The sequence below is a fragment of the Actinomadura chibensis NBRC 106107 genome, assembly GCF_001552135.1.
Taxonomy (GTDB): domain Bacteria; phylum Actinomycetota; class Actinomycetes; order Streptosporangiales; family Streptosporangiaceae; genus Spirillospora; species Spirillospora chibensis.
Map to the genome: position 1 here is coordinate 46,900 of NZ_BCQP01000035.1, position 22,206 is coordinate 69,105.

Sequence of the window (22,206 nt, forward strand, 5' to 3'; positions counted from 1 at the left end):
GACAGTCCGGGACGGCGGGTCACCGCGAATCCGTCCGATAACCTGCAGGTCATGCGCCGTCTGCTGCCCGAACCCGCCGCCGGCGGCGTCGACCCGTACGTCGCCTACGGCGACGCGCCGGGCCTGCGGCTCGGCATGGTGATGAGCGCGGACGGCTCCGCCACCGACGCCGAGGGCTGGACGGACGGCCTCGGCGGCGCCGCCGACCTCCGCGTCTTCCGCACCCTGCGCGCCCTCGCCGACGCGATCCTCGTCGGGGCCGGGACGGTCCGGACCGGGCGCCTCGGCCCCGCCCGCCTGCGCCCCGATCTCCGCGCGCGGCGCGGCGGCCCGCCCGCGCCGATCGTCGTCGTCAGCCGCGCCCTCGATCTCGACTGGACGCTCCCGCTGTTCACCGAGGCGGAGACGCCGACCATCGTCGTCACCACGCGCGCCGCCCGGCGGAAGGTGCCGGACGGCGTCCAGGTGGTCGTCGCGGGCGAGGACGACCTCGACCTGCCCGCCGCCGTCCGGGCCCTCCGCGAGGACCTCGGCCTCGCGCGGCTGCTCTGCGAGGGCGGCCCGGCGCTGGCGTCCGCGCTGATCAGGGCGTCGCTCGTCGACGAGCTGTGCCTCAACATCGCGCCGACGCTGCTCGGCACCGCCCGCCACACCCGCCTCCTGGACGGCCTGGACGCCGAGGTCCCGCTCGACCCCGCCGCCCTCTACCTGGACGAGGGCGTGCTGTTCGTCCGCTACCGCCTGCGCGTGTAGCGCAGGAAGAGGAAGTCGTCGTCGCGGAGCGCGCCGGCGAGGGACAGCTCCGCCGGGACGGGCACCGGCGGCCCGTTCAGGATCCGCGTCGGGTCGCCGCCGAGGAGCTGCGGGCTCAGGGTGAGGCACAGCTCGTCCAGCAGGCCGACCGCCACCATCTGCGCGAGGACGCTCGGACCGCCCTCGCACAGGAGGCGCCGGTGGCCGCGCTCGGCGAGCGCGCGGACGGCGCCCTGGAAGTCGAGCAACGGCTCCCCGGCGACGATCACGTCGGCGCGCTCGCGCGCCGCCTTCAGCCGCGCCGGGTCGGCGGACGCGGCCGTCAGCACGATCGTCCGCGCGTCCTCCCTCGCCTCGGTGAAGACGGGCGCGTCGAAGTCCAGGTCGAGGGACCGCGAGACGATCGCCAGCGGCGGGACGGGCGTGCGCCCGTCCCGGACGCCGCCCCAGTCGTCGGTCGGCCGCACCGGGCCGTAGCCCTCGGCGCGGACCGTCTCGGCGCCGACGATCACGACGTCGGCGAGGCCGCGCAGCAGCAGGAACAGGCGCCGGTCGGCGGGCCCGCCGAGGCCCGCGCTGCGCTCGTCGCGCTGCGCCGCGCCGTCGAGGCTCGCGACCATGTTGGCGCGCAGCCAGACGCCGTCCGGCGGGTAGGCGTAGCGCTCGGCGAGGTCGACCTCGCCGTCCTCCGCGGTCAGGGCTCGCATGGGAGACCAAGCTACTGCACGGCCGCGAACGGCCCCCGGACCGGCCGCCGCGGTGACGGTCCGTACGGCAATCTGTACGAATCCGTCATGGCGGGGCCGCAGTCGGGCGACACTGGGGCGGGGGACGGGGATGAAAATTGCAGTGAAAGGAGCGGGGGGTTGAAATTCGCCGCTTTGGCCGCGTGGGTGGTCGCCGCCGTCGCGGGCGCCTACCTGCTGGTCGGCTGGCTGGCGCACGAGGGGCGGGCGACGAAGGTGACGCGGTACCCGGTCGCCGTCATGGCGGGCCATCCGCTGTCGGCGGTGGCCGGGCTCGGGGTCTGGGTCGGCTACCTGCTCACCGGGCGCGCCGAGTACGCGTGGGCCGCGTTCGCGGCCCTGATGGTCGTCTTCTTCCAGGGGGTCATGCTGTTCACCCGGTGGCTCGTCGGCGGCGGGGGCCGCCACGCGCGCGGGGCCGAGCGGTCGTTCCCGACGGCCGCGGTCGTCGTCCACGGGGGAGTGGCCGTGATGACGTTCGTCCTGGTGTTCCTCACCGCGATGGAGGTGACCCGCCCGTAGAGACCCGCGCCCAGAAGATCGCCTAGGGGATTCTGCGGAGTACCGCGAGGGACCGTCCGGCGACGGTGACGACGTCGCGCGCCTTGACGCGGGGCCGGTCGCCGGCCGTCCCGGGCTCCGCCGTGTCGAGCGCGACCTCCCAGCGCTCGCCGTACTCGCCGCCGGGCAGCGTGCACTCGACCGGCTCCGCGCCCGCGTTGACCAGCAGCAGGAACGAGTCGTCGCGGACGCGGCGGCCGCGCGGGTCGGGCTCGGTGATGGCGTCGCCGTTCAGGAACACGCAGAGCGACTTGGCGAAGCCGACGTTCCAGTCCTCGTCGGTCATGACCTCGCCCGCCGGGGTGAGCCAGGCGATGTCGGCGGCGGCGCCGGCGCCCCGCCCGGTGAAGAAGCGGCGGCGGCGGAACACCGGGTGGTCGCGCCGCAGCCGCGACAGCGTCCGGACGAACTCGGCGTCGTCGGAGTCGTCCCAGCGCACCCAGGCGATCTCGTTGTCCTGGCAGTAGGCGTTGTTGTTGCCGCGCTGGGTGCGGCCCAGCTCGTCGCCATGGGAGAGCATCGGGACGCCCTGCGACAGGAACAGCGTCGCGAGGAAGTTGCGGCGCTGCCGGGCGCGCAGTTCGAGGACGTCCGGGTCGCGGGTCGGGCCCTCCACGCCGCAGTTCCAGGACCGGTTGTCGTCGGTGCCGTCGCGGTTGTCCTCGCCGTTGGCGTCGTTGTGCTTGTGGTCGTAGGAGACGAGGTCGGCCAGCGTGAAGCCGTCGTGGCAGGTGACGAAGTTGATGGACGCGAACGGCCGCCGCGCGCTGTGCTCGTACAGGTCCGACGACCCGGTCAGCCGGGACGCGAACTCCGGCATCGTCGCGTACGCGCCGCGCCAGAAGTCGCGGACGGTGTCGCGGTACTTGCCGTTCCACTCCGTCCAGAGCGGGGGGAAGTTGCCGACCTGGTAGCCGCCCTCGCCGACGTCCCACGGCTCGGCGATCAGCTTGACCTGCGAGACGACCGGGTCCTGCTGGACGAGGTCGAAGAACGCCGCGAGCCGGTCGACGTCGTGCAGCTCGCGGGCCAGCGCGGACGCGAGGTCGAAGCGGAACCCGTCGACGTGCATCTCCAGGATCCAGTAGCGCAGCGAGTCCATGATGAGCTGCAGCGCGTGCGGGTTCCGGACGTTCAGGGAGTTGCCGCAGCCGGTGTAGTCGAGGTGGTAGCGCTTGTCGTCGTCGCGCAGCCGGTAGTAGGACGCGTTGTCGATGCCCCGGAACGACAGCGTCGGGCCGAGGTGGTCGCCCTCGGCGGTGTGGTTGTAGACGACGTCGAGGATGACCTCGATGCCCGCCTCGTGCAGCGCGCGGACCATCGCCTTGAACTCCAGCACCTGCTCCCCGAACTGGCCGGACGAGCTGTAGGAGTTGTGCGGGGCGAAGAACCCGATCGTGTTGTAGCCCCAGTAGTTGTCGAGGCCGCGCGCGACGAGCGCGTGCTCGGGGATCGACTGGTGCACCGGCATCAGCTCGACGGCCGTCACGCCGAGGTCGAGCAGGTGGTCGATCATCACCGGGTGGGCGAGGCCCGCGTACGTCCCGCGCTGCTCCTCCGGGATGCCCGGGTGCAGCTTCGTCAGGCCCTTGACGTGCGCCTCGTAGATGACGCTCTCGTGGTAGGGCACGCGCGGCGGGCGGTCGTCGCCCCAGTCGAAGAACGGGTTCACGACGACGTTCTTCGGCATGTAGGGGGCGCTGTCGTCCTCGTTCATCACGTCGGGGTCGGCGAACCGGTAGGAGAACAGCGACTCGTGCCAGCGGACGCCGCCCTCCACCGCCTTCCCGTACGGGTCGAGCAGCAGCTTGGACGGGTTGCACCGGTGCCCCTCGCCCGGGTCGAACGGGCCGTGCACCCGGTACCCGTAGCGCTGGCCGGGGCCGACGCCGGGCAGGTAGCCGTGCCAGACGAAGCCGTCCACCTCGGGCAGGTCGCGGCGCGTCTCGCGTCCGGAGTCGTCGAACAGGCACAGCTCGACCCGCCGCGCCACCTCGGAGAACAGGGCGAAGTTGGTGCCCGTGCCGTCCCAGGTGGCGCCCAGCGGGTAGGGGTCCCCGGGCCAAACCTCCATGCGCTCCACTCCTCGGCCGGTACGTCCTGGCTTGACGATTCTGGCCTACCCGGCGCCGCCCGCGCGGCACGGCCCGCCACGCGAGTGTCACGAGTGTCACCCTCGGTGGGGGAGGCGCCAGACGTCCTCGCCGTCGCCGGTGGTCGCGCCGGTGGCGCGCAGCCCGATCCGGGCCGCGACGGCCGCGGACGGGCGGTTGTCCGGGTGGACGGTCGCGACGACGTCCCGCACGCCGTGCGCGACCAGCCAGTCCACCAGCGCGCGGGCGGCCTCGGTCGCGAACCCGAACCCCTGGTAGGGCATCCCGATCACCCAGGCGACGGACGCGACGGGGCGCGGCGGCCCCGGCGTGACGGTCGACCCGGCGGACGGCGGCGCCACCGCGAACCCGGGCGGCGCGGCGGCGACGGTCGCCTGCACGTAGCCGATCGCCTGGCCGTCCCGGACCCGGCGGACGGCCCAGTTCAGCCAGCCCTCCTGGTGGAACGGCGCCGGGCCCGCGACGAGCCGGGCGTAGCGGGCGCGCAGCTCGGGCAGGGTGAGCGGCTCGCCGCCGGTGTAGCGGTGCAGCCGCCGGTCGGCGAGGACCGGTGCCAGCTCGTCGGCGTGCTGGACCGCCAGCGGCTCCAGGACGAGGCGCCGGGTCCGGATGGTCTCGGCGAGCGGCCCGTACACCCCGCCGATCGTATGTCCCGGCGACGGGAGGGTCCCGGTGGAAGCGCCGGTCAGAGCCGCCGCGTCCACGCCCCGGCGGGGTGCTGGCTCGGGCTGAGCCACAGCCACGGCTGGGAGTGGCGGAAGGTCAGGTCGGTGCCCGGCTGCCACGGGTACAGCCCCTCCGGGTTCGGCCAGACGACCTGGAGCATCGGCAGCGGCGGGCGCCGGTAGAACGCGACGGCCCCGCCGAACAGCCCGTCGTACCAGCGCGGGTCGACCTCCCGGAACGCGGCGGGCTGGCCGCGGACGACGCCGTCGCGGCGCTCGCCGTCGGCCGGGGCGCGCCCCTCGGCGGCGTGCCGGCCGAGCGCGTTCAGCGACTCCTCCATCTCGTACACGTCGCCGCCGCACATGGCGAGCTCGGGCGCGCGGTGGCTGTGCCACAGCCCGATCGTGTACGCCCAGCCGGGCCCGGCGTCGTCGGCCGGGACGAGGACGACGCTCCACCCGTACTCGGTGATGTGCACGATCGTGCGGAGCTGGAAGTTGTCCAGCTTGTCGCGGTCGCCGTAGTCGCGGCAGATCACGCACGTGCAGGGGGAACGGCCCTCGGACATGACCTTGAGTTTACGATCTATCGACCCTCGGTATCGCTGCGAGCCGGTGTCCGGAATGATTGGGCCGGCCGGGAGATCGGCCCGGCCCCACCCCGCGCGAGGAAGGCCCGCCATGGCCGACGCTGTCGAGCCCGACGCCGTCCAGTCCGAGATCCCGCACGCGGCGCGGATCTGGAACTACTGGATGGGCGGCAAGGACAACTACGAGTCCGACCGGGCCGCGGGGGACTCCGTCGCCGCCGTGTACCCGGAGATCGTCACGATGGCGCGGGAGTCGCGGCGGTTCCTGATCCGCGCGGTGACCTACCTCGCCGACGAGTGCGGCGTCCGCCAGTTCATCGACGTCGGCACGGGCCTGCCGACGATGGAGAACACCCACGAGGTCGCGCAGCACGTGGCGCCCGAGTCCCGGATCGTTTACGTCGACAACGACCCGATGGTGCTGGTGCACGCCCGCGCGCTGCTCGGCAACACGACGCCGGAGGGCGTGACCACCTACGTCCACGCCGACTACCACGACCCCGACCTGATCCTCGCGGAGGCGCGCGAGGTCCTCGACTTCGGCGAGCCGGTGGCGGTCATGTTCATGGGGGTGCTCGGCTACGAGCCCGACCTCGCCGTCGTGCGCGGCATCGTCGGGCGGCTGATGGACGCGGTGCCGTCCGGCAGCCACCTCGTCCTCTGGGACGGGACCGACACCGGCTCCGAGGTCGTCGACGGCGCCGAGAAGCTGGTGGAGAGCGGGGGCGTCCCGTACGTGCTGCGCGCCCCCGCGCAGCTCGCCCGATGCTTCGAGGGGCTGGAGCTGGCGGAGCCGGGGCTCGTCCCGATCACGGGCTGGCGGCCGGACGACGACGCCCCCGCGCCGATCGACGCCTACGGCGCGGTGGGCCGGAAGAGCTGACCGAAACACCGGATATGTCCGGGCGGAAATCGATATATTCTGGATGATCTTGCCAGTGTTCACATCCTGTGATCTTCGGGGTAATACGCTGCGCGTGATCGGCTGCGTCGTCGGCGTGAAGGGGTAGCGATGGACGACGAGGAATTCACCCCGTACACCCCCGACGTGGACACTCCCAACGCGGCGCGGATGTACGACTACTACCTCGGCGGAAAGGACAACTACCCGGCCGACCGGGCCGCCGCGGAGAAGATCATGGCGCTCGGCCCGAGCCGGGACATCTGCATCGCCAACCGGCGGTTCCTCGGCCGCGCCGTCCGGCTCGCCGCGCGGCAGGGCATCACGCAGTTCCTCGACCTCGGCACCGGGCTGCCGACCCAGGACAACGTGCACGAGGTCGCGAAGCGGGTGGCGCCGGACGCGCGGGTCGTCTACGTCGACAACGACCCTGTGGTGCTCGCGCACGCCCGCGCGCTGCGGGCCATCGACGACACCACGACGGTCGTGCGGCAGGACGTCCGCGAGCCGGGGCGGATCCTCGCCCACCGCGAGGTGGAGCGGCTGATCGACTTCTCCCGGCCGGTCGCGGTGCTGTTCGTGGCGATCCTGCACTGCCTGACCGACGAGGAGGACCCGTGGGGCGTGGTCCGGACGTTCGCCGAGCGGATGGCGCCGGGCAGCCACCTGATCGTCTCCCATCTGACCGACGACGCCCATCCGGAGATCGGCGCGGCGGCCAGGGAGGTCTACGACGGCGCGAACGCGCCGCTCATCCACCGCTCCCACGCCGCGATCTCGCGGTTCTTCGAGGGCTTCGACCTGCTGGAACCGGGGGTCACGGCGGTCAACGAATGGCGTCCGGACGACGAGGAGGACCGGACGCGTCCAGGCGGCGAATGGTTCTACGTGGGAGTGGGTCGAAAACCATGAAGAGGCAGTTAGCGGTAGCGGCGGCGGGTCTCCTCCTCCTGGCGGGGTGCGCGGATCCGGACGATGACGGCGGGAGCGCCAAGCCGGGCGGCGGCGCCAAGGACGTCGCGTTCTTCGGCTTCGCCAAGGCCAACTCGTTCTCGCAGGCGACGTTCGAGGGCGTGAAGGAGCAGGCGGGCAAGGCGGGCGTCAAGGCCGAGTTCTTCGACGCCAACTTCGACGCGCAGGCCCAGATCAGGCAGATGCAGGACGCGATCACGTCCAAGCGGTTCGGGGTGTTCGTCGTCCAGGCCAACGACGGGACGGCGTCCGTGCCCGCCGTGCGCAAGGCCGTCCAGAGCGGCATCGCGGTGGTCGTCCAGTTCACCCCGGTCGGGCCCCGCTACGGCACCGCCGACCCGCAGGTCCCGGGCGCGATCTCGCTGGTGGACGTGCCCGTCCGCAACGGCGAGCGGCTCGGCCGGCTCGGCGCGGGCGCCTGCAGGACGGTCAAGGCCAAGCCCTGCGAGGTCGCCTACCTGGAGGGCCTGAAGGCCCTGCCGCTCGACAACGCGCGCACCGAGGCCGTCGTGAAGACGCTGAAGAGCGCGCCGGACGTGAAGGTCGTCGCGCAGATCGAGGGCGGCTACACCCGCGACTCCGGACGCAAGGCCATGCAGGACCTCCTCCAGGCCCATCCCGGCGTGGACGTCGTCATCGGCTCGTCGCAGGCCCTCTTCGGCGCGGAGGGCGTCGCGAAGGGCAAGGACATCCGCTACGTGGGCAACGGCGCGTCCCGGCAGGCGGTGGCCGCCGTCCGCGAGGGCCGCTGGTACGGCATCCCGTACCTGCCGATCCGGACGGCCGGGGCGAAGGCCGCCGAGCTGGGCCTCACCAAGGCGCGCGGCGGGACCGTCCCGGCGGCGACCGATATGTCGACGCTCGTCCCGAACGGCGGCGAGCTGACCAAGGACCTGATCGCCTCGTCCGGGATCACCGGCGAGTACGACGAGTAGCCGCGGCCAACCAGGGTGGACGTCACGCTCGACGGGATCGGCAAGGGCTACGGCGGGACCACCGTCCTGGACGGGGTGTCGGTCACCCTGCGCGGCGGGCGGGTGCACGGCCTCGTCGGCGAGAACGGCGCGGGGAAGAGCACGCTCGCCCGCGTCCTGTGCGGGGCGGTGCGGGCCGACGCCGGACGCGTCCTCGTCGACGGCGAGCCCGTCGCGCTCCGGTCCCCGCGCGACGCGCTCCGGCACGGGATCGCGCTCGTCACGCAGGAGGGCGCGATCGTCCCGGGCCTCAGCGTCGCCGACAACGTCCTGCTCGGGACGCGCGGCGCGCTCCGCGCCCGCGCCGCGGACCGGGACCGCCTCGCCGCCCTCGCCGCGCGGGCGGGGTTCGACCTCGACCCGTCCGCCCGCGCGGGCGACCTTCCGCTCGCCAGCCGCCAGCGGGTCGAGATCCTGCGGGCGCTGGCGCGCGGCGCGCGGCTGATCGCGCTGGACGAGCCGACCGCCCTGCTGCCCGCGCCCGCCGCCCGTCGCCTGCTCGGCCTGGCCCGCGACCTCGCCGCGCGCGACGGGCTCGCGGTCGTCCTCATCTCGCACCGGCTGGAGGAGGTCCTGGACGCCTGCGACACCGTCACCGTCCTGCGGGACGGCCGCCACGTCACCACCGCGCCCGCCGCCGACCTGACGCCGCGGGACCTGCTGCGGGCGATGGTCGGACGCCCCGTCGACGTGCTGTACCCGGAGGTCGAGCCCGTCCCGGACGACGCGCCGGTCGTGCTGTCGGTCCGGGGCCTCGCGCGCGGCACGGCGGTGCGCGGCGTCGGCCTGGACGTGCGGGCGGGGGAGATCGTCGGGCTCGCCGGGCTCGTCGGCAGCGGCCGCACCGAGACGCTCCGCCTGGTCTTCGGCGCGGACCGGCGCGACGCCGGGGAGGTCGTGATCGCGGGCCGCCGGGTCGCCGGGCGGCCCTCCCCGTCCCGGGCGATGGCGCTCGGCGCCGGGCTCGTCCCCGAGTCGCGGGCCGAGCAGGGGCTCGTGCTCGTCCGGTCGGCGGCGGAGAACCTGGCGCTGGCGAGCCTGCCGGAGCGGCGGCGGCTCGGCTTCGTCCGCCGCCGCGCCGAGCGGTCGGCCGTCGCCGGGACGGCGGACACGCTCGGCGTCGGCGGCGTCGGCCGTCCCGCCTGGACGCTGTCCGGCGGCAACCAGCAGCGGACGGTCTTCGGCAAGTGGCTCGTCCGCTCGCCCCGCCTCCTCCTCGTGGACGAGCCCACGCGCGGCGTCGACGTGGCCGCCAAGGCCCACGTCCACCGGCTGATCGCCGGGCTGGCCGCGCGCGGCGTCGCGGTGCTCATGGCGTCGTCGGAGGTCGAGGAGGTGCTCGGCCTCGCGCACCGCGTCCTGGTCATGCGCGAGGGCCGCGTCGCGGGCGAGTTCCCGCGCGGCGCGCGCGCCGAGGACGTCCTCACGACGGCGGGCCTGCGATGAGGTACGCGGCGGTCCGCGACCACGGCATCGTCGTCGCGCTCGCCGGGATGGTCGTCGCGCTGTCGCTGTCGACCAGCACGTTCCTCACCACGGGGAACCTGGTGAACGTCCTCGACCAGGCCGTCGTGGTCGGGCTCCTCGCCTGCGGCATGACGCTCTGCATCGTGTGCGGGGTGTTCGACCTGTCGGTCAGCGCCGTGCTCGCGGTCAGCGCGGTCGTCGCCGTGCTGGTCACGCGGTCCGCCGGGGTCCCGGCCGGGTACGCGGCGGGCGTCGCGACCGGCACCCTGATGGGAACCGCGACCGGCCTCGTCGTCGCCCTGTCCCGCGTCCACTCGTTCATCGCGACGCTCGCGCTCAGCATCGTCTACCGGGGGCTCGCGGTCGTGATCACCGGCGGCGCCATCGTCTACCCGCGCGCGGGGCAGCTCGACGCGTTCCAGTCGCTGAGCTACCCGACCGTCCTCGGGCGGGTCACCGTGCCGACGCTCGTCCTCGCGGGCGTCGCCGCCGTCTGCTGGCTGCTGCTCGCCGCGACGACGCTCGGCCGCGCCGTCTACGCGGTCGGCGGGAACGCGGAGGCGGCGCGGCTGTCCGGCGTCCGGACCGCGCCCGTCCGGATCGCCGTGTTCGCGGTCAGCGGCGCCTGCGCCGGGACGGCCGGGCTCGTCCTCGCGTCCCGCGCCGGGTCCGCGCAGGCGAGCCTCGGCAGCCTGCTGGAGCTGACCGCGATCGCCGCCGTCGTCATCGGCGGGACGAGCATCCTCGGCGGCGAGGGCGCGGTCTGGCGGAGCCTCGTCGGGGTGCTGGTGCTGACGCTGATCTCCAACGGCTTCAACCTGCTCGGCTGGGACCCCACCTACAAGCAGGTCATCGAGGGCCTGCTGATCCTGGCGGCGGTCACGCTCGACCGGCTGCTGCGCCGTTCGGCGGGAGCCCCCTAGGCGTCCGTGTCCTAGGCGTCGGCCGGGGCGGCGCGGTCGATGATCGCGCCGACGTCCAGGCCGTCCGGGAGGGTGCCGAACGCGGCGCCGGAGTCGCGGCCGAGCCGGGACGCGCAGAACGCGTCCGCGACGGCCTGGTGGCCGTGCCTGACCAGCAGCGACCCCTGGAGGACGAGCGCGAGCCGCTCCGCGACGCGGCGGGCGCGGTACTCGATCGCGGCCGGGTCGGCGAGGTCGTCCTTGGCCTCCTTCACGGCCGCGTCCAGGCGCGCGTCCGCCCCGGCGGCCCGGCCGACCTCGTCGAAGAAGGCGTCCACCGCCAGCGGCTCGCGGAGCATGGCGCGCAGCAGGTCCAGCGCGGCGACGTTGCCCGAGCCCTCCCAGATCGAGTTCAGCGGCGACTCCCGGAACAGGCGCGGCATGCCCGACTCCTCGACGTAGCCGTTGCCGCCCAGGCACTCCAGGGCCTCGGCCGCGTGCGCGGGCCACCGCTTGCAGATCCAGTACTTGCCCGCCGCGAGCGCGAGCCGCCTGAACGCGCCCTCGGCCTCGTCGCCGCGCACCGACCGGTCGGTGGCGCCCGCGAGCCGCAGCATCGTGATCGTCGCCGCCTCGGACTCCACCGCGAGGTCGGCGAGGACGTTCCGCATCAGCGGCTGCTCGGCCAGCGGCCGTCCGAACGCGCTCCGGTGCGCCGCGTGGTGGACGGCCGTGGTCACGCCGAGCCGCATCCCGGACGCCGCGCCGATCACGCAGTCGAGCCGGGTCATGTTCACCATCTCGATGATCGTCCGGACGCCGCGGCCCTCGTCGCCGACCCGCCACGCGACCGCGTCCTCGTACTCCACCTCGGCGGACGCGTTGGACCTGTTGCCGAGCTTGTCCTTGAGCCGCATCAGCCGCAGCGGGTTCAGCGAACCGTCCGGCAGGACGCGCGGCACCAGGAAGCAGGTGAGCCCGCCCGGCGCCTGCGCCAGCGTCAGGAACACGTCGCACATCGGCGCGCTGGTGAACCACTTGTGGCCGACGAGCCGGTACGTCCCGTCGGCGCCGGGCTCGGCCCGCGTCGTGTTGGCGCGGACGTCCGACCCGCCCTGCTTCTCGGTCATGGACATCCCGGCCAGCAGCCCCCGCTTGCCCAGCGGGGCGCGCAGCCCGAAGTCGTACTCCCGCGCGGCGAGCAGCGGCTCGTACTCGGCCGCCAGCTCCGGCGCCCTCCGCAGCGCCGGGACGGACGCGTACGTCATCGAGACGGGGCAGCCGTGGCCCGCGTCCACCCGCCAGACGTAGAACTTCGCGGCCCGCGCGACGTGGGCGCCCGGCCGCTCGTCGGCCCAGGCCGAGCCGTGCAGGCCGTGCGTCACCGCGACGTCCATCAGCTCGTGCCACGCCGGGTGGAACTCGACCTCGTCGATCCGCCGCCCGTACCGGTCGTGCGTCCGCAGGACGGGCGGGTGCTCGTTCGCGAGCCGCCCCCACTCCTGCGCCCGCTCGGTGCCCGCGAGGCGTCCGAGCTCGCGCACCTCCGGCACGGCCCAGCCCGCGCCCTCGCGCTCCAGCCCGTCCAGCAGGACGGCCTCGGCGGACACGTCGTGCCCCACCAGCGGGGGGACCTGATTGAACACCTCGTGCGTCACCGCTCTGCTCCTGCCTGCCGCGCTCCCGGCGGCGGCGCGACCGCCGCTGCCGCCGCTGCCCGGCAGGATACAGAACCGCGTTCGGACGGGTAAACGATCATGCCTCCGGCGGGGGTCCGCGTCCATCCTCCTGAAGTGGTGGGACGATCTCGTCCGCGCGGCGGATTGTCCCGGGGCGCGGGGGGCATACCTTCGAACCATGAGTCAGTCCAGTCCGCAGCCGGAGCGGCAGTCCGCGTGCCGCCCGCCGGACCTGCGGCCGGGCCCGCGCCCGGTCGAGGTCGCGGCGTCCGACGCCGGGCTCGACCCGGTTCCGGGGCAGGCCCCGGAACCGCCGCCCGAGGTGATCCGCGCCTCGGACGCCGAGCGCGAGGCCGCCGTCGAGCGGCTGCGGATCGCCTCGGTCGAGGGGCGGCTCACCTTCGAGGAGCTCACCGAGCGGACCGAGGCCGCCTACGCCGCCGTCACCCGCGGCGACCTCGACCGCATCACCGCCGACCTGCCCGGCATGGGCGCGCCCGGCGCGAACCCGGCGCCCGTCCAGGTCCAGCGCAAGTTCAGCGCCGTCATGGGCGACTGCAAGGAGCGCATCGTCGGCCGCATCGACGGCCCGCTGGAGGCCGTCTCGGTGATGGGCGACGTCGAGCTCGACCTGCGCGGCGCGCAGGTGCCGAGCGGCGTCGTCGACATCACCGCCACCGCCGTGATGGGCGATGTGAAGATCATCGTCCCGGACGGCGTCACCGTCGAGCTGACCGGCCGCGCCTTCCTCGGCGACCGCAGGGTCAACGTCCGCGACCCGCATCCGGGGGCGCGGGTGCCGGTCGTCCGCGTCACCGCGAACGCCGTCATGGGCGACATCAAGATCGTCGATGACCAGCACCACGCGCCGCTGCGCCGCGCGGTCGCCTCCTGGTGGCGCGACCGCGCCTGACGCGCGGCTTATCGAACGCCTCGCCTATCCGGCCGCCGCCGTGCGGGCCGTCTCCAGCGCCTCGGTGTAGCGCCGGACGACCAGGTCCGCGACCTCGGGGGCCGCCCCGAGCACCGGGGACACCGCCGCCGCGCCCGCCGCGAGGGTCTCCGCCCGGACCTTGTCGGCGAAGTAGCCGGGGGCGAGGAAGTACGACGCCACCGCCACCCGCGGGGCGCCCGCGGCCAGCAGCGCCGCCACCGCCTCCGCCGGACGGGGCCGCGCCGCCGACGCGTAGGCCGGGACGACGTCCCGCCAGCCGCGCGCCCGCCACTCCCGGGCGAGCCGCGCGATGACGGCGTTCGCCGCCGGGTCGCTGGACCCCGCCGACACCAGCACGACGGCCGTGTCCGGGTCGCCGATCTCCACCCCGGCGCCGGACAGGCGGCGCTCCAGGGCGTCGATCAGCAGCGGGTCGGGGCCGAGCGTCTCGGCCGTGCGGAGGCTCAGCCGCGGGTGCAGGGCCCGCACCCGGTTCAGCACGCCCGGGATGTCGGTCTTGCTGTGGTAGGCCGCCGTGAGCAGGAGGGGCAGGACGACCGCCGCGTCCGCGCCGTCGGCGGCCAGGCCGTCCAGGACGCGGTCGGGCGTCGGCGGGGCGTGGTCGAGGAACGAGGCGTGCACGGGCACGTCCGGCCGCCGCGCCCGGACGGCGTCGAGCAGCGCGGCGACGGTCGCGGCGGCGCGCGGGTCGCGGCTGCCGTGCGCGACCGCCACCATCGGACGGCCCGTGCGGTGCGGGGAGCTCACAGGTGGATACCGCACTCGGTCTTGCCCATCCCGGCCCACCGGCCGCTGCGCGGGTCCTCGCCGGGCGCGACCGGACGGGTGCACGGCGCGCACCCGATCGACGGGTACCCGTCGTAGTGCAGCGGGTTGACGAGCACCCCGTTGTCCTCGATGTAGTTGTCGATGTCGTCCTGGGACCAGTCCAGGATCGGGTTGACCTTGACCATGCCGCGCTTGCGGTCCCACTCGACGACCTTGCGGTCGCGGCGGCTCGCCGTCTCGTCCCGGCGGATGCCGCTGAACCACGCCATGTACCCCTCAAGGGCCCGGCCGAGCGGCTCGACCTTGCGCAGGTGGCAGCACAGGTCGGGGTTGCGGCCGAACAGGCGCGGGCCGAGCGCGGCCTCCTGCTCCTCGACCGTCCGGGACGGCGTCACGTTGATCACGTTCACCGGGTAGACGGCCTCGACGGCGTCGCGCGTCCCGATCGTCTCGGCGAAGTGGTAGCCGGTGTCGACGAACAGGACGTCGATGCCCGGCTTCACCTTCGACACGAGGTGGATCAGCGCGGCGTCCGACATGGACGAGGTGAGGCAGATGCGGTCGCCGAACGTCGCGGCCGCCCAGCGGATGACCTCCAGCGTGGAGGCGCCCTCCAGCGCGGCGGCGGCGGACTCGACGATGTCTTCGAGGTCGAGTGCGGGTCTGTCGGTCTCCAGAAGAGTCACCGAGGGACCTCCTTGCTCGCGGTGCGGGGAGCTCCGACACCGAGGAATTTCAACGTGAAGGAACGGACGCAGTCAGGGCAGAACCAGGACCCGTGCTCTTCGCGGGGTTCGAGGCTCTCCTCACCGCAGTAGGGGCAGTAGAAGGGCGCCATGCGCTCGCCTCCACCGCCGCCGTGCCGGGGAGCGCCCCCCGACGCCCCCCGGTTCGCTTCGCCCGTCATTGGAGATCGGCTTCGTCGGCGCGCCGCACCCACTCGGCGAAGGACTCTCCCTCGCCGCGCTGCTTGTCGTAGGCGCGGACGACCCGCTCGACGTAGTCGGTCAGCCCCGCCGACGTCGTCTTCAGCCCGCGGACCTTCTTGCCGAACGACGCGCCGAGCTGCCCGCCGAGGTGGATCTGGAAGCCCTCGACCTGGTCGCCGTTCTCGTCCAGGACGAGCTGGCCCTTCAGCCCGATGTCGGCGACCTGGATGCGCGCGCACGCGTTCGGGCAGCCGTTGACGTTGATCGTCAGCGGCTGGTCGAAGTCGGGGAGCCGCTCCTCCAGCTCGTCGATCAGGTCCATGGAGCGCTGCTTGGTGTCGGTGATCGCGAGCTTGCAGTACTCGATGCCCGTGCACGCCATCGTCTGCCGCCGGAACGTGGACGGCCGCACCTGGAGGTCGTGCTTGGCCAGCTCGTCGGCGAGCTCCTCGGTCTTCTCCTCCGGGACGTCGAGGATGACCATCTTCTGCTCGATGGTCGTCCGGACCCGGCCGGAGCCGTACCGGTCGGCGAGGTCGCCGATGACGCCGAGCAGCTCGCCGCTCACCCGGCCGACGCGCGGCGCGAACCCGACGTAGAAGTTGCCGTCCCGCTGCGGGTGGATGCCGACGTGGTCGCGGCGGGGGAGCGGCGCGGCGGGCTCGGGGCCGTCGGGAAGCGCGTACCCGAGGTACTCCTTCTCCAGCACCTCGCGGAACTTCGCGGCGCCCCAGTCCTTCATGAGGAACTTCAGCCGGGCGCGGCTGCGCAGCCGCCGGTACCCGTAGTCGCGGAAGATCGACGTGACGCCGTGCCACACCTCCGTGGCCTGCTCCGGCTTCACGAAGACGCCGAGGCTCTGCGCGAACATCGGGTTGGTGGACAGGCCGCCGCCGACGAAGAGCTGGTAGCCGGTCTCGCCCGCCTCGTTCACGACGCCGACGAACGCGATGTCGTTGATCTCGTGGACGGTGCAGTGCGCGGTGCACCCCGACAGGGCCGTCTTGTACTTGCGCGGCAGGTTCGAGAACTCGGGGGAGCCGATGTAGCGGTCGTGGATGTCGCGGAGCTGCGGGGTCGCGTCGATCACCTCGTCGGCCGCGATCCCGGCGAGCGGGCAGCCGATGATGACGCGCGGGACGTCCCCGCACGCCTCGGTGGTGTGCAGCCCGACGGCGTCGAGCGCCTCCCAGATCGCCGGGACGTCCTCGATCCGCACCCAGTGCAGCTGGATGTTCTGCCGGTCGGTGACGTCGGCGGTGCCGCGGGCGTACCGCGTGGAGATGTCGGCGACGGTGCGCAGCTGGGGGCCGCTGAGCTGGCCGCCGTCGATCCGCACCCGGAGCATGAAGTAGCGGTCTTCGAGCTCCTCGTCCTCCAGGGCGCCGGTGCGGCCGCCGTCGATGCCGGGCTTGCGCTGGGTGTAGAGGCCCATCCAGCGGAAGCGGCCGCGCAGGTCGGCGGGGTCGATCGAGTCGAAGCCGGACTTGGAGTAGATCTCGATGATGCGGCGGCGGACGTTCAGCCCGTCGTCGTTCTTCTTGTTCTCCTCGTTCTTGTTGAGCGGTTCCCGGTAACCGAGGGCCCACTGGCCCTCGGCCTTCTTGCGCTTGATCGCGGGTGGCACGGCGCGCGTCCTCGTCTGAGAGTGGGACGCGTAGCGCACCGGCAGTCAAAGCGGCCGGCTCGACGCTGAGCAGGAGGTGATTCAACAGTGACGCCGATGCACCACGCGCCCGGTTGTGCAGGGGCGTGGTCGGAGCGTCACCGACAGATCGCGCTGCGGACGCGGAGGAAGTCGACGTGCCGGCGCTTGGCCAGCAACGGGTCCGCGGCAGTCATACCTGAACTTTGACATGCCCTCTGTCGGGCTGTCCAGTTACGTCCGGCACCGGGGCGGGTGAGATGCGTCATCCCTGCCGCCTCCAGTTGACCGGGGGCTCGGCGTCGTCGCTGGTCGCCCCGGTGGGCGCGGCGGCGCGGTCGGCGGGCACCGCGGTGGCCGGACGGCGCTGGTGTTGGCAGTCACACCAGGAGCCGCCGCGGCACTCCTCGTGGCGGCGGTCACGGCATGACGGGCAGATCACGCCTTCCATTGTCGCCGATGGTGGCGGATGCTCTGAGCACGCGCCGGGCACACGTCGCGCCGGGTAAAAGACGATCATGGTCGGGTGGACGTTCCGTCCCGTCAAAGCGGGTATGGGCACAGGGACGTGCAGGGAACGGGCCGCCGACCGGCGAGACGATCGAGCGGGGGAGGCGGTCGGAACGGAACGTGCGAAGCGGATCACCAGGATGAGCGGAGGGGCCCGGGGGACGCGGGGGACGGGCCGGGCGCGGGAGACTCGCGAGGTCGATGCGGCATGTTCCGGACGCGGAACGCTCTACGGTGGGGCGGTGTGACCACCGTCTCCGACGCCGCGGGCGTCCCCCCGGCCGGGGACTCCGAACCCGGACCGGACCAGGACGCCCCAGCCCGGCACGCCCCGGACGCCCCTGCCCAGGACGCCTCCGCCCAGGACGCCTCCGCCCAGGACGCCTCGGCCCGGCGCGCCCCCGGCGCGGTCGCCGCGCACGCCCCGGGGCCGCGCGCCCGCGACCGGCTGCGCGCCCGCGCCGCGGCGGGCGCCCGCACGACCGGACGGGTCAGCTGGGCGCTCGTGAAGGGCACGGCGGCGGGCGCGTTCCGCTACCGGGTGACGGGCCTCGCCGCCGAGGCCGCGTTCTTCGCGCTGCTGTCCCTGCCGCCGCTCGTGATCGGGCTGATCGGGACGATGGGCCACCTGCGCGGCGCGATCGGCCCCGACGCCGTCGCCGACATCCGCACGTGGGTGATCGGGCACGCCCAGCAGGTGCTGACCGCCGAGGCGGTGAACACGACGGTCGTCCCGCTGCTCAACGACGTGATCAACGGCGGCCGGGTCGACATCGTCTCGGTCAGCTTCCTGATCTCGCTGTGGGCGGGCTCGCGCGCGACGAACGTGTACGTCGACACGATCACCATCGCCTACGGGCTGTCCGGCATCCGCGGCGTGATCCGGACCCGGCTGCGCGCCTTCTTCCTCTACCTCGTCGGCCTGCTGGTCCTGGTGGTCGTCATCCCGCTGCTGGTGGCCGGGCCCGCGCTGGTCCGGCAGGCGCTGCCGGAGAGCGCCCAGGCGGTGCAGCTGCTGTACTGGCCGGTCGTGATCAGCCTGTCGATCGTGTTCCTCGCGACGCTGTACCACGTGAGCGTCCCGGTGCGGACGGCGTGGTGGCGCGCGGTGCCCGGCGCGGCGCTCGCGCTGCTGATCTGGATCTTCGGCAGCATCACGCTCCGCATCTACCTCACCGGCTCGTTCAGCGGCGTCTCGGTCTACGGGTCGCTCGCCGCCGCGATCGCCGTGCTCGCCTGGCTGTACGTCGCCGCGCTCGCGGTGCTGATCGGGGCGACCCTGAACGCCGAGATCGACCGGCTGTGGCCGAGCGAGGTCACCGCCACGGCGCGCGCCGAGCTGGCGGAGCGGCACGCGGCCGCCGCCGACGCGGAGGCCGCCGCGGAAGCGGATGCCGAGGCGGGCGCCGAGCCGGGCGCGGAGCCGGGCGCGGGGGCGGATGCCGGGGGCGCCGCCGAAAGCGGGGCCGAAGCCGCCGCGGAAGGTAAAAAGAGAACCCGTTGAGGTCCTGAATAGGTCAAACATGTCGTAGCCTCGCGTGACATGACCCCCCGTGCGGAGGCCGGACGGCTGCGGACCGTGACCGGCACGATCCCGACGTCCGACATCACCGGACCCGTGCTGTCCCATGAGCACCTGCAGATGGACCTGCGCTGGCCGGCCCGTCCGAAGCTGGTCGAGTCCGACCCCGGGCGCTGGCTGGACGAGGAGAAGTCGGTCCAGCGGGAGCTGGCGGCGCTGCGCCGCGACCACGGGCTCGGCCTCGTCGTCGACCTGACCTGCTCCGGCATGGGGCGCAACGCCGCCGCGCTGGCCCGGATCAGCTCCGGCGCGCGGGTCGCGGTCGTCGCCGGGACGGGCGTGTTCACCGAGCCGTTCCACCCGTCGTTCGTCCGCGAGGCGATCGCGGCGGGCGACGCGCCGGACGGCCCGTCCGCCGCCGAGCGGCTCGCCGAGCGCTTCCTCGCCGAGGTCGGCTTCGGCATGGACGGCACGAACGCGCTGCCCGGCGTGATCGGCGAGATCGGGACCTGGGGCGAGGCGCCGACGGAGGCGGAGGAGCTGTGCCTGCGCGCCGCCGCCCGCGCCGCCTCGCTGTCCGGGCTGTCGGTGGCCACCTACGGCCGCGCCGGGCTCGCCCAGCTGGAGATCCTCACCTCCGCCGGGCTGCCCCCGCACCGGGTCGCGGTCGGCCAGCAGGACCGGGTGGACGACCCCGGCCAGCACCGCAAGATCGCCGAGACCGGCGGGTACGTCTCGTTCGGCACGCTCGGCCTCGCCGGGGACGACCACGCCGCGCTCGGCGCCCGCGTCCGCTCCGTGATGGACCTGCTGGAGGCCGGGCACGCCGCGCGGGTGCTGCTGAGCACGGGCGTGTCCCGGATGACGCAGATCGCCCGGTACGGCGGGACGGGCTTCGGCTACCTCTTCGAGACGTTCCTGCCCGCGCTGCGCGCCGCGGGCGCCGACGACGCGACGCTCCAGGGCGTCCTGCGCGACAACCCGCTGCGCTGGCTCACGGGCGCCTGACGCGCCGCCCACCTGGTCCCCCCCTGGGTCGGGCCTTCCGCGCCCGTATGGGACGCCCTGAGCGCCTGTAACGGCGCGGGGAGTGGGTAGGGGTGACCCCGGAAGGGGGTGCGCCGATGTCCTGGAACAGGCCCGCGAACAGATCCGCTCGCGACGACCTGGGGCAGACCGAGACCGTCCGGCTCCCCTACACCGACCGCTCCGAGGCGGGCCGGGTGCTCGCCGAGCGCCTCGCGCCGATGGGCCTCGACGGCGCCGTCGTGCTGGCGCTGCCGCGCGGCGGGGTCCCCGTCGGCCACGAGGTGGCGCGGCGGCTCGGGTCGCCGCTCGACGTCCTCGTCACCCGCAAGATCGGGTATCCGCCGCAGCCGGAGCTCGGGGTCGGGGCGATCGCCGAGGGCGGCTCCCCGGTCTTCGACGCCGGCCTGCTGCGCCGGCTCGGGCTCAGCGCGGACGACCTCGCCCGCACGGTCGAGGCCGAGCGCGCCGAGCTGGCCCGCCGGGTCGCCGCCTACCGGGGCGGGCGGCCGCTGCCGGAGACGGCCGGGCGCCCGGTGATCGTCGTGGACGACGGCCTCGCCACCGGCGGGACGGCCCGCGCCGCGGTGCGGGCGATGCGCGAGCGGGGGCCGTCGCGGCTCGTCCTCGCGGTCCCGGTGGGGGCGGCGGAGACCGTCCACGACCTGGAGCCCGAGGTGGACGACATGGTGGTGCCGGCGGCGCCGTGGGAGTTCCGCGCGGTCGGCCAGTGGTACCGCGACTTCGACCAGCTCAGCGACGCCGACGTGACCGCCTGGCTGGACCGGGCGGCGCGGGCGCGCGGCGCGGGCTGAGCCGGGCCGGGCGCCGGGAGCCGGGCGCCGCCGGAATTTAGCGTGGCGAATTTTCGGAAATTGGCCACGCGCGGGGGACGCTTGCGGTAAAAGCCCGGCGTTCCCCGGAAAGGCGTGACCGTTGTGACGCACATGTGACTCACATGTGACGAAGCGGCCCGGGCCCGGCCCCTCGGGAGGGCCGGGCCCGGGCCAACGCAAACGGCCCCGCGGGGCGGGGCCGTGTCGTTTCTCGGTGGCGTGCCGGGGTGCGCGATGGGAGCGTTTTGGGCGGTCCGCGTCTCGGCTAGGCGGCGTTGGCGCGGCGCATCCTGCGGCGGCGCTCGGACGCGCGCTCGTCTTCGTTCAAGCCGCCCCACGTGCCGTACTTCTCGGGCCTGGACACGGCGTAGTCCAGGCAATCCGTGCGGACGGGGCAGCCCATGCAGATCTGCTTCGCCTTGCGCTCGCGGATCTCCCGCTCGGGCTGACGCTCACCGTCGGGACCGAAGAAGAGGACGAGGTCTTCCCCCCGGCACGCCGCGGCGTCCTGCCAGCCCCAGCTGGGACGAGGGAGGTTTGCCTGCCGACGTACCTGAGCCATGGAACACCCACCTTGATTGGTTTCGAACAATTTCTGGACATGGACGCTCGACATGCTTCAGGTGACACGAGTCAGAAGCGCCGAATGGTCCAACGTCTGGAGTTGCCGCTCTGTTCCCCGTCCGGTTACTCCGGAAACCTGGGGACGTGCGACAGGGAGACCCACGAATGGGGCCTCAGCGAGATTACACGAGGGCAGCCGCGTTGAGAAGGGTGAGGTCCCTAACAATGTAGGTTCTCAGGTTCTCGGCGCAGTCCGGCCCGCACGGGGCGGACTGCCGCACGGCCTCCACCACGACCCGGTAACGGCTGTCCTGAACTGAAACAACGGCTTCGTACGGAGATGTTCCCGTTACGGAGTGAACGGTGACGTCGTCCAGGCCGAGGCGCCCGGTGTGCGCGCGGACGAAATGCTCGGCGGCCTGCGCGGGCTCGGGCGTCCCGGCGCGTCCGCGCAGCCGGTCCAGCACGACCTCGCCCCGCAGGTAGGCGTGCGCCGCCCGGACGGCCTCGTCCTCGCCGAGGTCGCCGTAGGAGATCGCGTGCGGCAGGCAGACCAGGTTGGCCGCGAACCGGTCGCCGCCGACATGCGTGGTCTCCCACACCATGCGTCCGAAACGCCCGGTGAGGGCGCGGGCGAGCGGGGCGCCGGTGCGGGCGCAGCAGGCGTTGTGGCGCCCGTGCGTGCAGACGAGGAGGAGCGGGGCCGTCCGCCGCTCGCCGAGGCCGGGCGAGCGCCCGGCGGCGAGCGCGGCGAGGTCGAGGGCGTCCAGTTCGGCGGGGTCGGCGAGCTCGCGCGCCTCGATCCAGGCGTCGGGGCCGTTGGAGTAAGCCGCGTAGACCTGGACGGGCGGGGTGGCGCGGCGGCGTCCCGGCCGCCGGATGAGCTGGGGCCGCACGCCCGCCCGCTTCGCCGCGCGCACGGCGGCGGCGACCGGCGCGGGGGCGGCGAGGTCGGCGACGTGCTCGGGCCAGGGGCCGGGGTGCTCGACCAGCAGCCAGGAGCGCGCCTTCTCCGTCGCGCTCGCCAGGCACGGCCGCTCGCCGGTGTGGCTCCCCGGGCAATGCCCGCAGCCGTTGCCGCGCGTCACATGAACCCCCCGTGGCACAACCGATCAATTAGGTAAGGG

At 73.9% G+C, this 22,206-nt stretch carries 22 protein-coding genes; 11 read left to right on the plus strand and 11 right to left on the minus strand.

What is annotated here, in order from left to right; all coding sequences use genetic code 11:
- The first annotated feature begins 51 nt into the window (after positions 1-51).
- Positions 52-753 carry a dihydrofolate reductase family protein gene (locus ACH01S_RS20085; RefSeq protein ID WP_067893438.1) on the plus strand — a complete coding sequence of 234 codons (702 nt, stop codon included), beginning with the start codon at positions 52-54 and terminating at the stop codon, positions 751-753.
- Here ACH01S_RS20085 and ACH01S_RS20090 read toward each other — a convergent pair.
- The gene (locus ACH01S_RS20090) at positions 735-1,460 is read right to left on the minus strand and encodes a pyrimidine reductase family protein (RefSeq protein WP_067893441.1); all 726 of its coding nucleotides are present in this window, start codon (positions 1,458-1,460) and stop codon (positions 735-737) included. The genes ACH01S_RS20085 and ACH01S_RS20090 overlap by 19 nt on opposite strands.
- 159 nt (positions 1,461-1,619) lie before the next feature.
- Here ACH01S_RS20090 and ACH01S_RS20095 point away from each other — a divergent pair, with 159 nt between their 5' ends.
- A complete protein-coding gene (locus ACH01S_RS20095) occupies positions 1,620-2,021 on the plus strand; it encodes a hypothetical protein (RefSeq protein ID WP_067893444.1) in 402 nt (133 codons plus the stop codon).
- A 22-nt stretch (positions 2,022-2,043) separates the two neighbouring features.
- Here ACH01S_RS20095 and glgX read toward each other — a convergent pair whose 3' ends face one another.
- From glgX to ACH01S_RS20110, 3 genes are all read right to left on the minus strand, one after another.
- Complete coding sequence (glgX, locus tag ACH01S_RS20100) at positions 2,044-4,134, minus strand: glycogen debranching protein GlgX (RefSeq protein ID WP_083980900.1); 2,091 nt, start codon at positions 4,132-4,134, stop codon at positions 2,044-2,046.
- A 96-nt stretch (positions 4,135-4,230) separates the two neighbouring features.
- A complete protein-coding gene (locus ACH01S_RS20105; protein WP_067893447.1) occupies positions 4,231-4,809 on the minus strand; it encodes a GNAT family N-acetyltransferase in 579 nt (192 codons plus the stop codon).
- Positions 4,810-4,859: 50 nt separating this feature from the next.
- Positions 4,860-5,408 (minus strand): DUF4262 domain-containing protein, encoded by a 549-nt coding sequence (locus tag ACH01S_RS20110; RefSeq protein WP_067893449.1) that lies wholly within the window; start codon positions 5,406-5,408, stop codon positions 4,860-4,862.
- A 112-nt stretch (positions 5,409-5,520) separates the two neighbouring features.
- On the opposite strand from ACH01S_RS20110, the gene ACH01S_RS20115 reads away from it, so the two are divergent.
- The 5 genes from ACH01S_RS20115 to ACH01S_RS20135 all read left to right on the plus strand — a co-directional run bounded on the left by ACH01S_RS20115 (position 5,521) and on the right by ACH01S_RS20135 (position 10,666).
- Positions 5,521-6,312 carry an SAM-dependent methyltransferase gene (locus ACH01S_RS20115; protein WP_067893453.1) on the plus strand — a complete coding sequence of 264 codons (792 nt, stop codon included), beginning with the start codon at positions 5,521-5,523 and terminating at the stop codon, positions 6,310-6,312.
- Positions 6,313-6,441: 129 nt separating this feature from the next.
- The gene (locus ACH01S_RS20120) at positions 6,442-7,242 is read left to right on the plus strand and encodes an SAM-dependent methyltransferase (protein WP_067893455.1); all 801 of its coding nucleotides are present in this window, start codon (positions 6,442-6,444) and stop codon (positions 7,240-7,242) included.
- The gene (locus tag ACH01S_RS20125; RefSeq protein ID WP_067893457.1) at positions 7,239-8,237 is read left to right on the plus strand and encodes a sugar ABC transporter substrate-binding protein; all 999 of its coding nucleotides are present in this window, start codon (positions 7,239-7,241) and stop codon (positions 8,235-8,237) included. The genes ACH01S_RS20120 and ACH01S_RS20125 overlap by 4 nt, the downstream gene beginning before the upstream one ends.
- A gap of 15 nt (positions 8,238-8,252) precedes the next feature.
- The gene (locus ACH01S_RS20130) at positions 8,253-9,722 is read left to right on the plus strand and encodes a sugar ABC transporter ATP-binding protein (RefSeq protein WP_067893459.1); all 1,470 of its coding nucleotides are present in this window, start codon (positions 8,253-8,255) and stop codon (positions 9,720-9,722) included.
- Positions 9,719-10,666, plus strand: a complete 948-nt coding sequence (locus ACH01S_RS20135) for an ABC transporter permease (RefSeq protein ID WP_067893461.1) — start codon at positions 9,719-9,721, stop codon at positions 10,664-10,666. The genes ACH01S_RS20130 and ACH01S_RS20135 overlap by 4 nt, the downstream gene beginning before the upstream one ends.
- Before the next feature lie 11 nt (positions 10,667-10,677).
- On the opposite strand, the gene ACH01S_RS20140 is transcribed toward ACH01S_RS20135, so the two are convergent.
- The gene (locus tag ACH01S_RS20140) at positions 10,678-12,303 is read right to left on the minus strand and encodes an acyl-CoA dehydrogenase family protein (RefSeq protein WP_067893463.1); all 1,626 of its coding nucleotides are present in this window, start codon (positions 12,301-12,303) and stop codon (positions 10,678-10,680) included.
- A 199-nt stretch (positions 12,304-12,502) separates the two neighbouring features.
- Between ACH01S_RS20140 and ACH01S_RS20145 the strand changes: the two genes are divergently transcribed.
- Complete coding sequence (locus tag ACH01S_RS20145) at positions 12,503-13,237, plus strand: DUF1707 SHOCT-like domain-containing protein (protein ID WP_246236994.1); 735 nt, start codon at positions 12,503-12,505, stop codon at positions 13,235-13,237.
- Positions 13,238-13,261: 24 nt separating this feature from the next.
- Here ACH01S_RS20145 and ACH01S_RS20150 read toward each other — a convergent pair whose 3' ends face one another.
- The 4 genes from ACH01S_RS20150 to ACH01S_RS43680 all read right to left on the minus strand — a co-directional run bounded on the left by ACH01S_RS20150 (position 13,262) and on the right by ACH01S_RS43680 (position 17,072).
- Complete coding sequence (locus ACH01S_RS20150) at positions 13,262-13,996, minus strand: sirohydrochlorin chelatase (protein WP_067893550.1); 735 nt, start codon at positions 13,994-13,996, stop codon at positions 13,262-13,264.
- Positions 13,997-14,022: 26 nt separating this feature from the next.
- Positions 14,023-14,733 carry a phosphoadenylyl-sulfate reductase gene (locus ACH01S_RS20155; RefSeq protein ID WP_067893465.1) on the minus strand — a complete coding sequence of 237 codons (711 nt, stop codon included), beginning with the start codon at positions 14,731-14,733 and terminating at the stop codon, positions 14,023-14,025.
- Between the two features lie 217 nt (positions 14,734-14,950).
- On the minus strand, positions 14,951-16,603 hold the full coding sequence (locus ACH01S_RS20160; RefSeq protein ID WP_067893467.1) for a nitrite/sulfite reductase: 1,653 nt from the start codon (positions 16,601-16,603) through the stop codon (positions 14,951-14,953).
- 283 nt (positions 16,604-16,886) lie between these two features.
- Complete coding sequence (locus ACH01S_RS43680) at positions 16,887-17,072, minus strand: hypothetical protein (RefSeq protein ID WP_148344606.1); 186 nt, start codon at positions 17,070-17,072, stop codon at positions 16,887-16,889.
- A 303-nt stretch (positions 17,073-17,375) separates the two neighbouring features.
- Between ACH01S_RS43680 and ACH01S_RS20165 the strand changes: the two genes are divergently transcribed.
- The 3 genes from ACH01S_RS20165 (at position 17,376) to ACH01S_RS20175 (ending at position 20,494) form a co-directional block, all read left to right on the plus strand.
- Positions 17,376-18,635, plus strand: a complete 1,260-nt coding sequence (locus tag ACH01S_RS20165) for a YihY/virulence factor BrkB family protein (RefSeq protein WP_246236992.1) — start codon at positions 17,376-17,378, stop codon at positions 18,633-18,635.
- Between the two features lie 39 nt (positions 18,636-18,674).
- Complete coding sequence (locus tag ACH01S_RS20170) at positions 18,675-19,661, plus strand: phosphotriesterase family protein (RefSeq protein ID WP_067893469.1); 987 nt, start codon at positions 18,675-18,677, stop codon at positions 19,659-19,661.
- A gap of 116 nt (positions 19,662-19,777) precedes the next feature.
- Positions 19,778-20,494: a phosphoribosyltransferase gene (locus tag ACH01S_RS20175; RefSeq protein ID WP_067893471.1), complete on the plus strand. Its 717-nt coding sequence runs from the start codon at positions 19,778-19,780 to the stop codon at positions 20,492-20,494.
- 286 nt (positions 20,495-20,780) lie between these two features.
- On the opposite strand, the gene ACH01S_RS42440 is transcribed toward ACH01S_RS20175, so the two are convergent.
- Positions 20,781-21,077 carry a WhiB family transcriptional regulator gene (locus ACH01S_RS42440; protein ID WP_075901375.1) on the minus strand — a complete coding sequence of 99 codons (297 nt, stop codon included), beginning with the start codon at positions 21,075-21,077 and terminating at the stop codon, positions 20,781-20,783.
- A 184-nt stretch (positions 21,078-21,261) separates the two neighbouring features.
- Positions 21,262-22,167, minus strand: a complete 906-nt coding sequence (locus ACH01S_RS20185; RefSeq protein WP_067893473.1) for a sucrase ferredoxin — start codon at positions 22,165-22,167, stop codon at positions 21,262-21,264.
- Positions 22,168-22,206: the final 39 nt, after the last annotated feature.

Bases quoted from the DNA above. Each gene is read 5' to 3' on its own strand.
- ACH01S_RS20085 (WP_067893438.1), top strand. From the start codon at position 52: ATGCGCCGTCTGCTGCCCGAACCCGCCGCCGGCGGCGTCGACCCGTAC.
- ACH01S_RS20090 (WP_067893441.1), bottom strand. From the start codon at position 1,460: ATGCGAGCCCTGACCGCGGAGGACGGCGAGGTCGACCTCGCCGAGCGC.
- glgX (WP_083980900.1), bottom strand. From the start codon at position 4,134: ATGGAGGTTTGGCCCGGGGACCCCTACCCGCTGGGCGCCACCTGGGAC.
- ACH01S_RS20110 (WP_067893449.1), bottom strand. From the start codon at position 5,408: ATGTCCGAGGGCCGTTCCCCCTGCACGTGCGTGATCTGCCGCGACTAC.
- ACH01S_RS20115 (WP_067893453.1), top strand. From the start codon at position 5,521: ATGGCCGACGCTGTCGAGCCCGACGCCGTCCAGTCCGAGATCCCGCAC.
- ACH01S_RS20120 (WP_067893455.1), top strand. From the start codon at position 6,442: ATGGACGACGAGGAATTCACCCCGTACACCCCCGACGTGGACACTCCC.
- ACH01S_RS20125 (WP_067893457.1), top strand. From the start codon at position 7,239: ATGAAGAGGCAGTTAGCGGTAGCGGCGGCGGGTCTCCTCCTCCTGGCG.
- ACH01S_RS20135 (WP_067893461.1), top strand. From the start codon at position 9,719: ATGAGGTACGCGGCGGTCCGCGACCACGGCATCGTCGTCGCGCTCGCC.
- ACH01S_RS20145 (WP_246236994.1), top strand. From the start codon at position 12,503: ATGAGTCAGTCCAGTCCGCAGCCGGAGCGGCAGTCCGCGTGCCGCCCG.
- ACH01S_RS20150 (WP_067893550.1), bottom strand. From the start codon at position 13,996: ATGGTGGCGGTCGCGCACGGCAGCCGCGACCCGCGCGCCGCCGCGACC.
- ACH01S_RS43680 (WP_148344606.1), bottom strand. From the start codon at position 17,072: ATGGAAGGCGTGATCTGCCCGTCATGCCGTGACCGCCGCCACGAGGAG.
- ACH01S_RS20170 (WP_067893469.1), top strand. From the start codon at position 18,675: ATGACCCCCCGTGCGGAGGCCGGACGGCTGCGGACCGTGACCGGCACG.
- ACH01S_RS20175 (WP_067893471.1), top strand. From the start codon at position 19,778: ATGTCCTGGAACAGGCCCGCGAACAGATCCGCTCGCGACGACCTGGGG.
- ACH01S_RS42440 (WP_075901375.1), bottom strand. From the start codon at position 21,077: ATGGCTCAGGTACGTCGGCAGGCAAACCTCCCTCGTCCCAGCTGGGGC.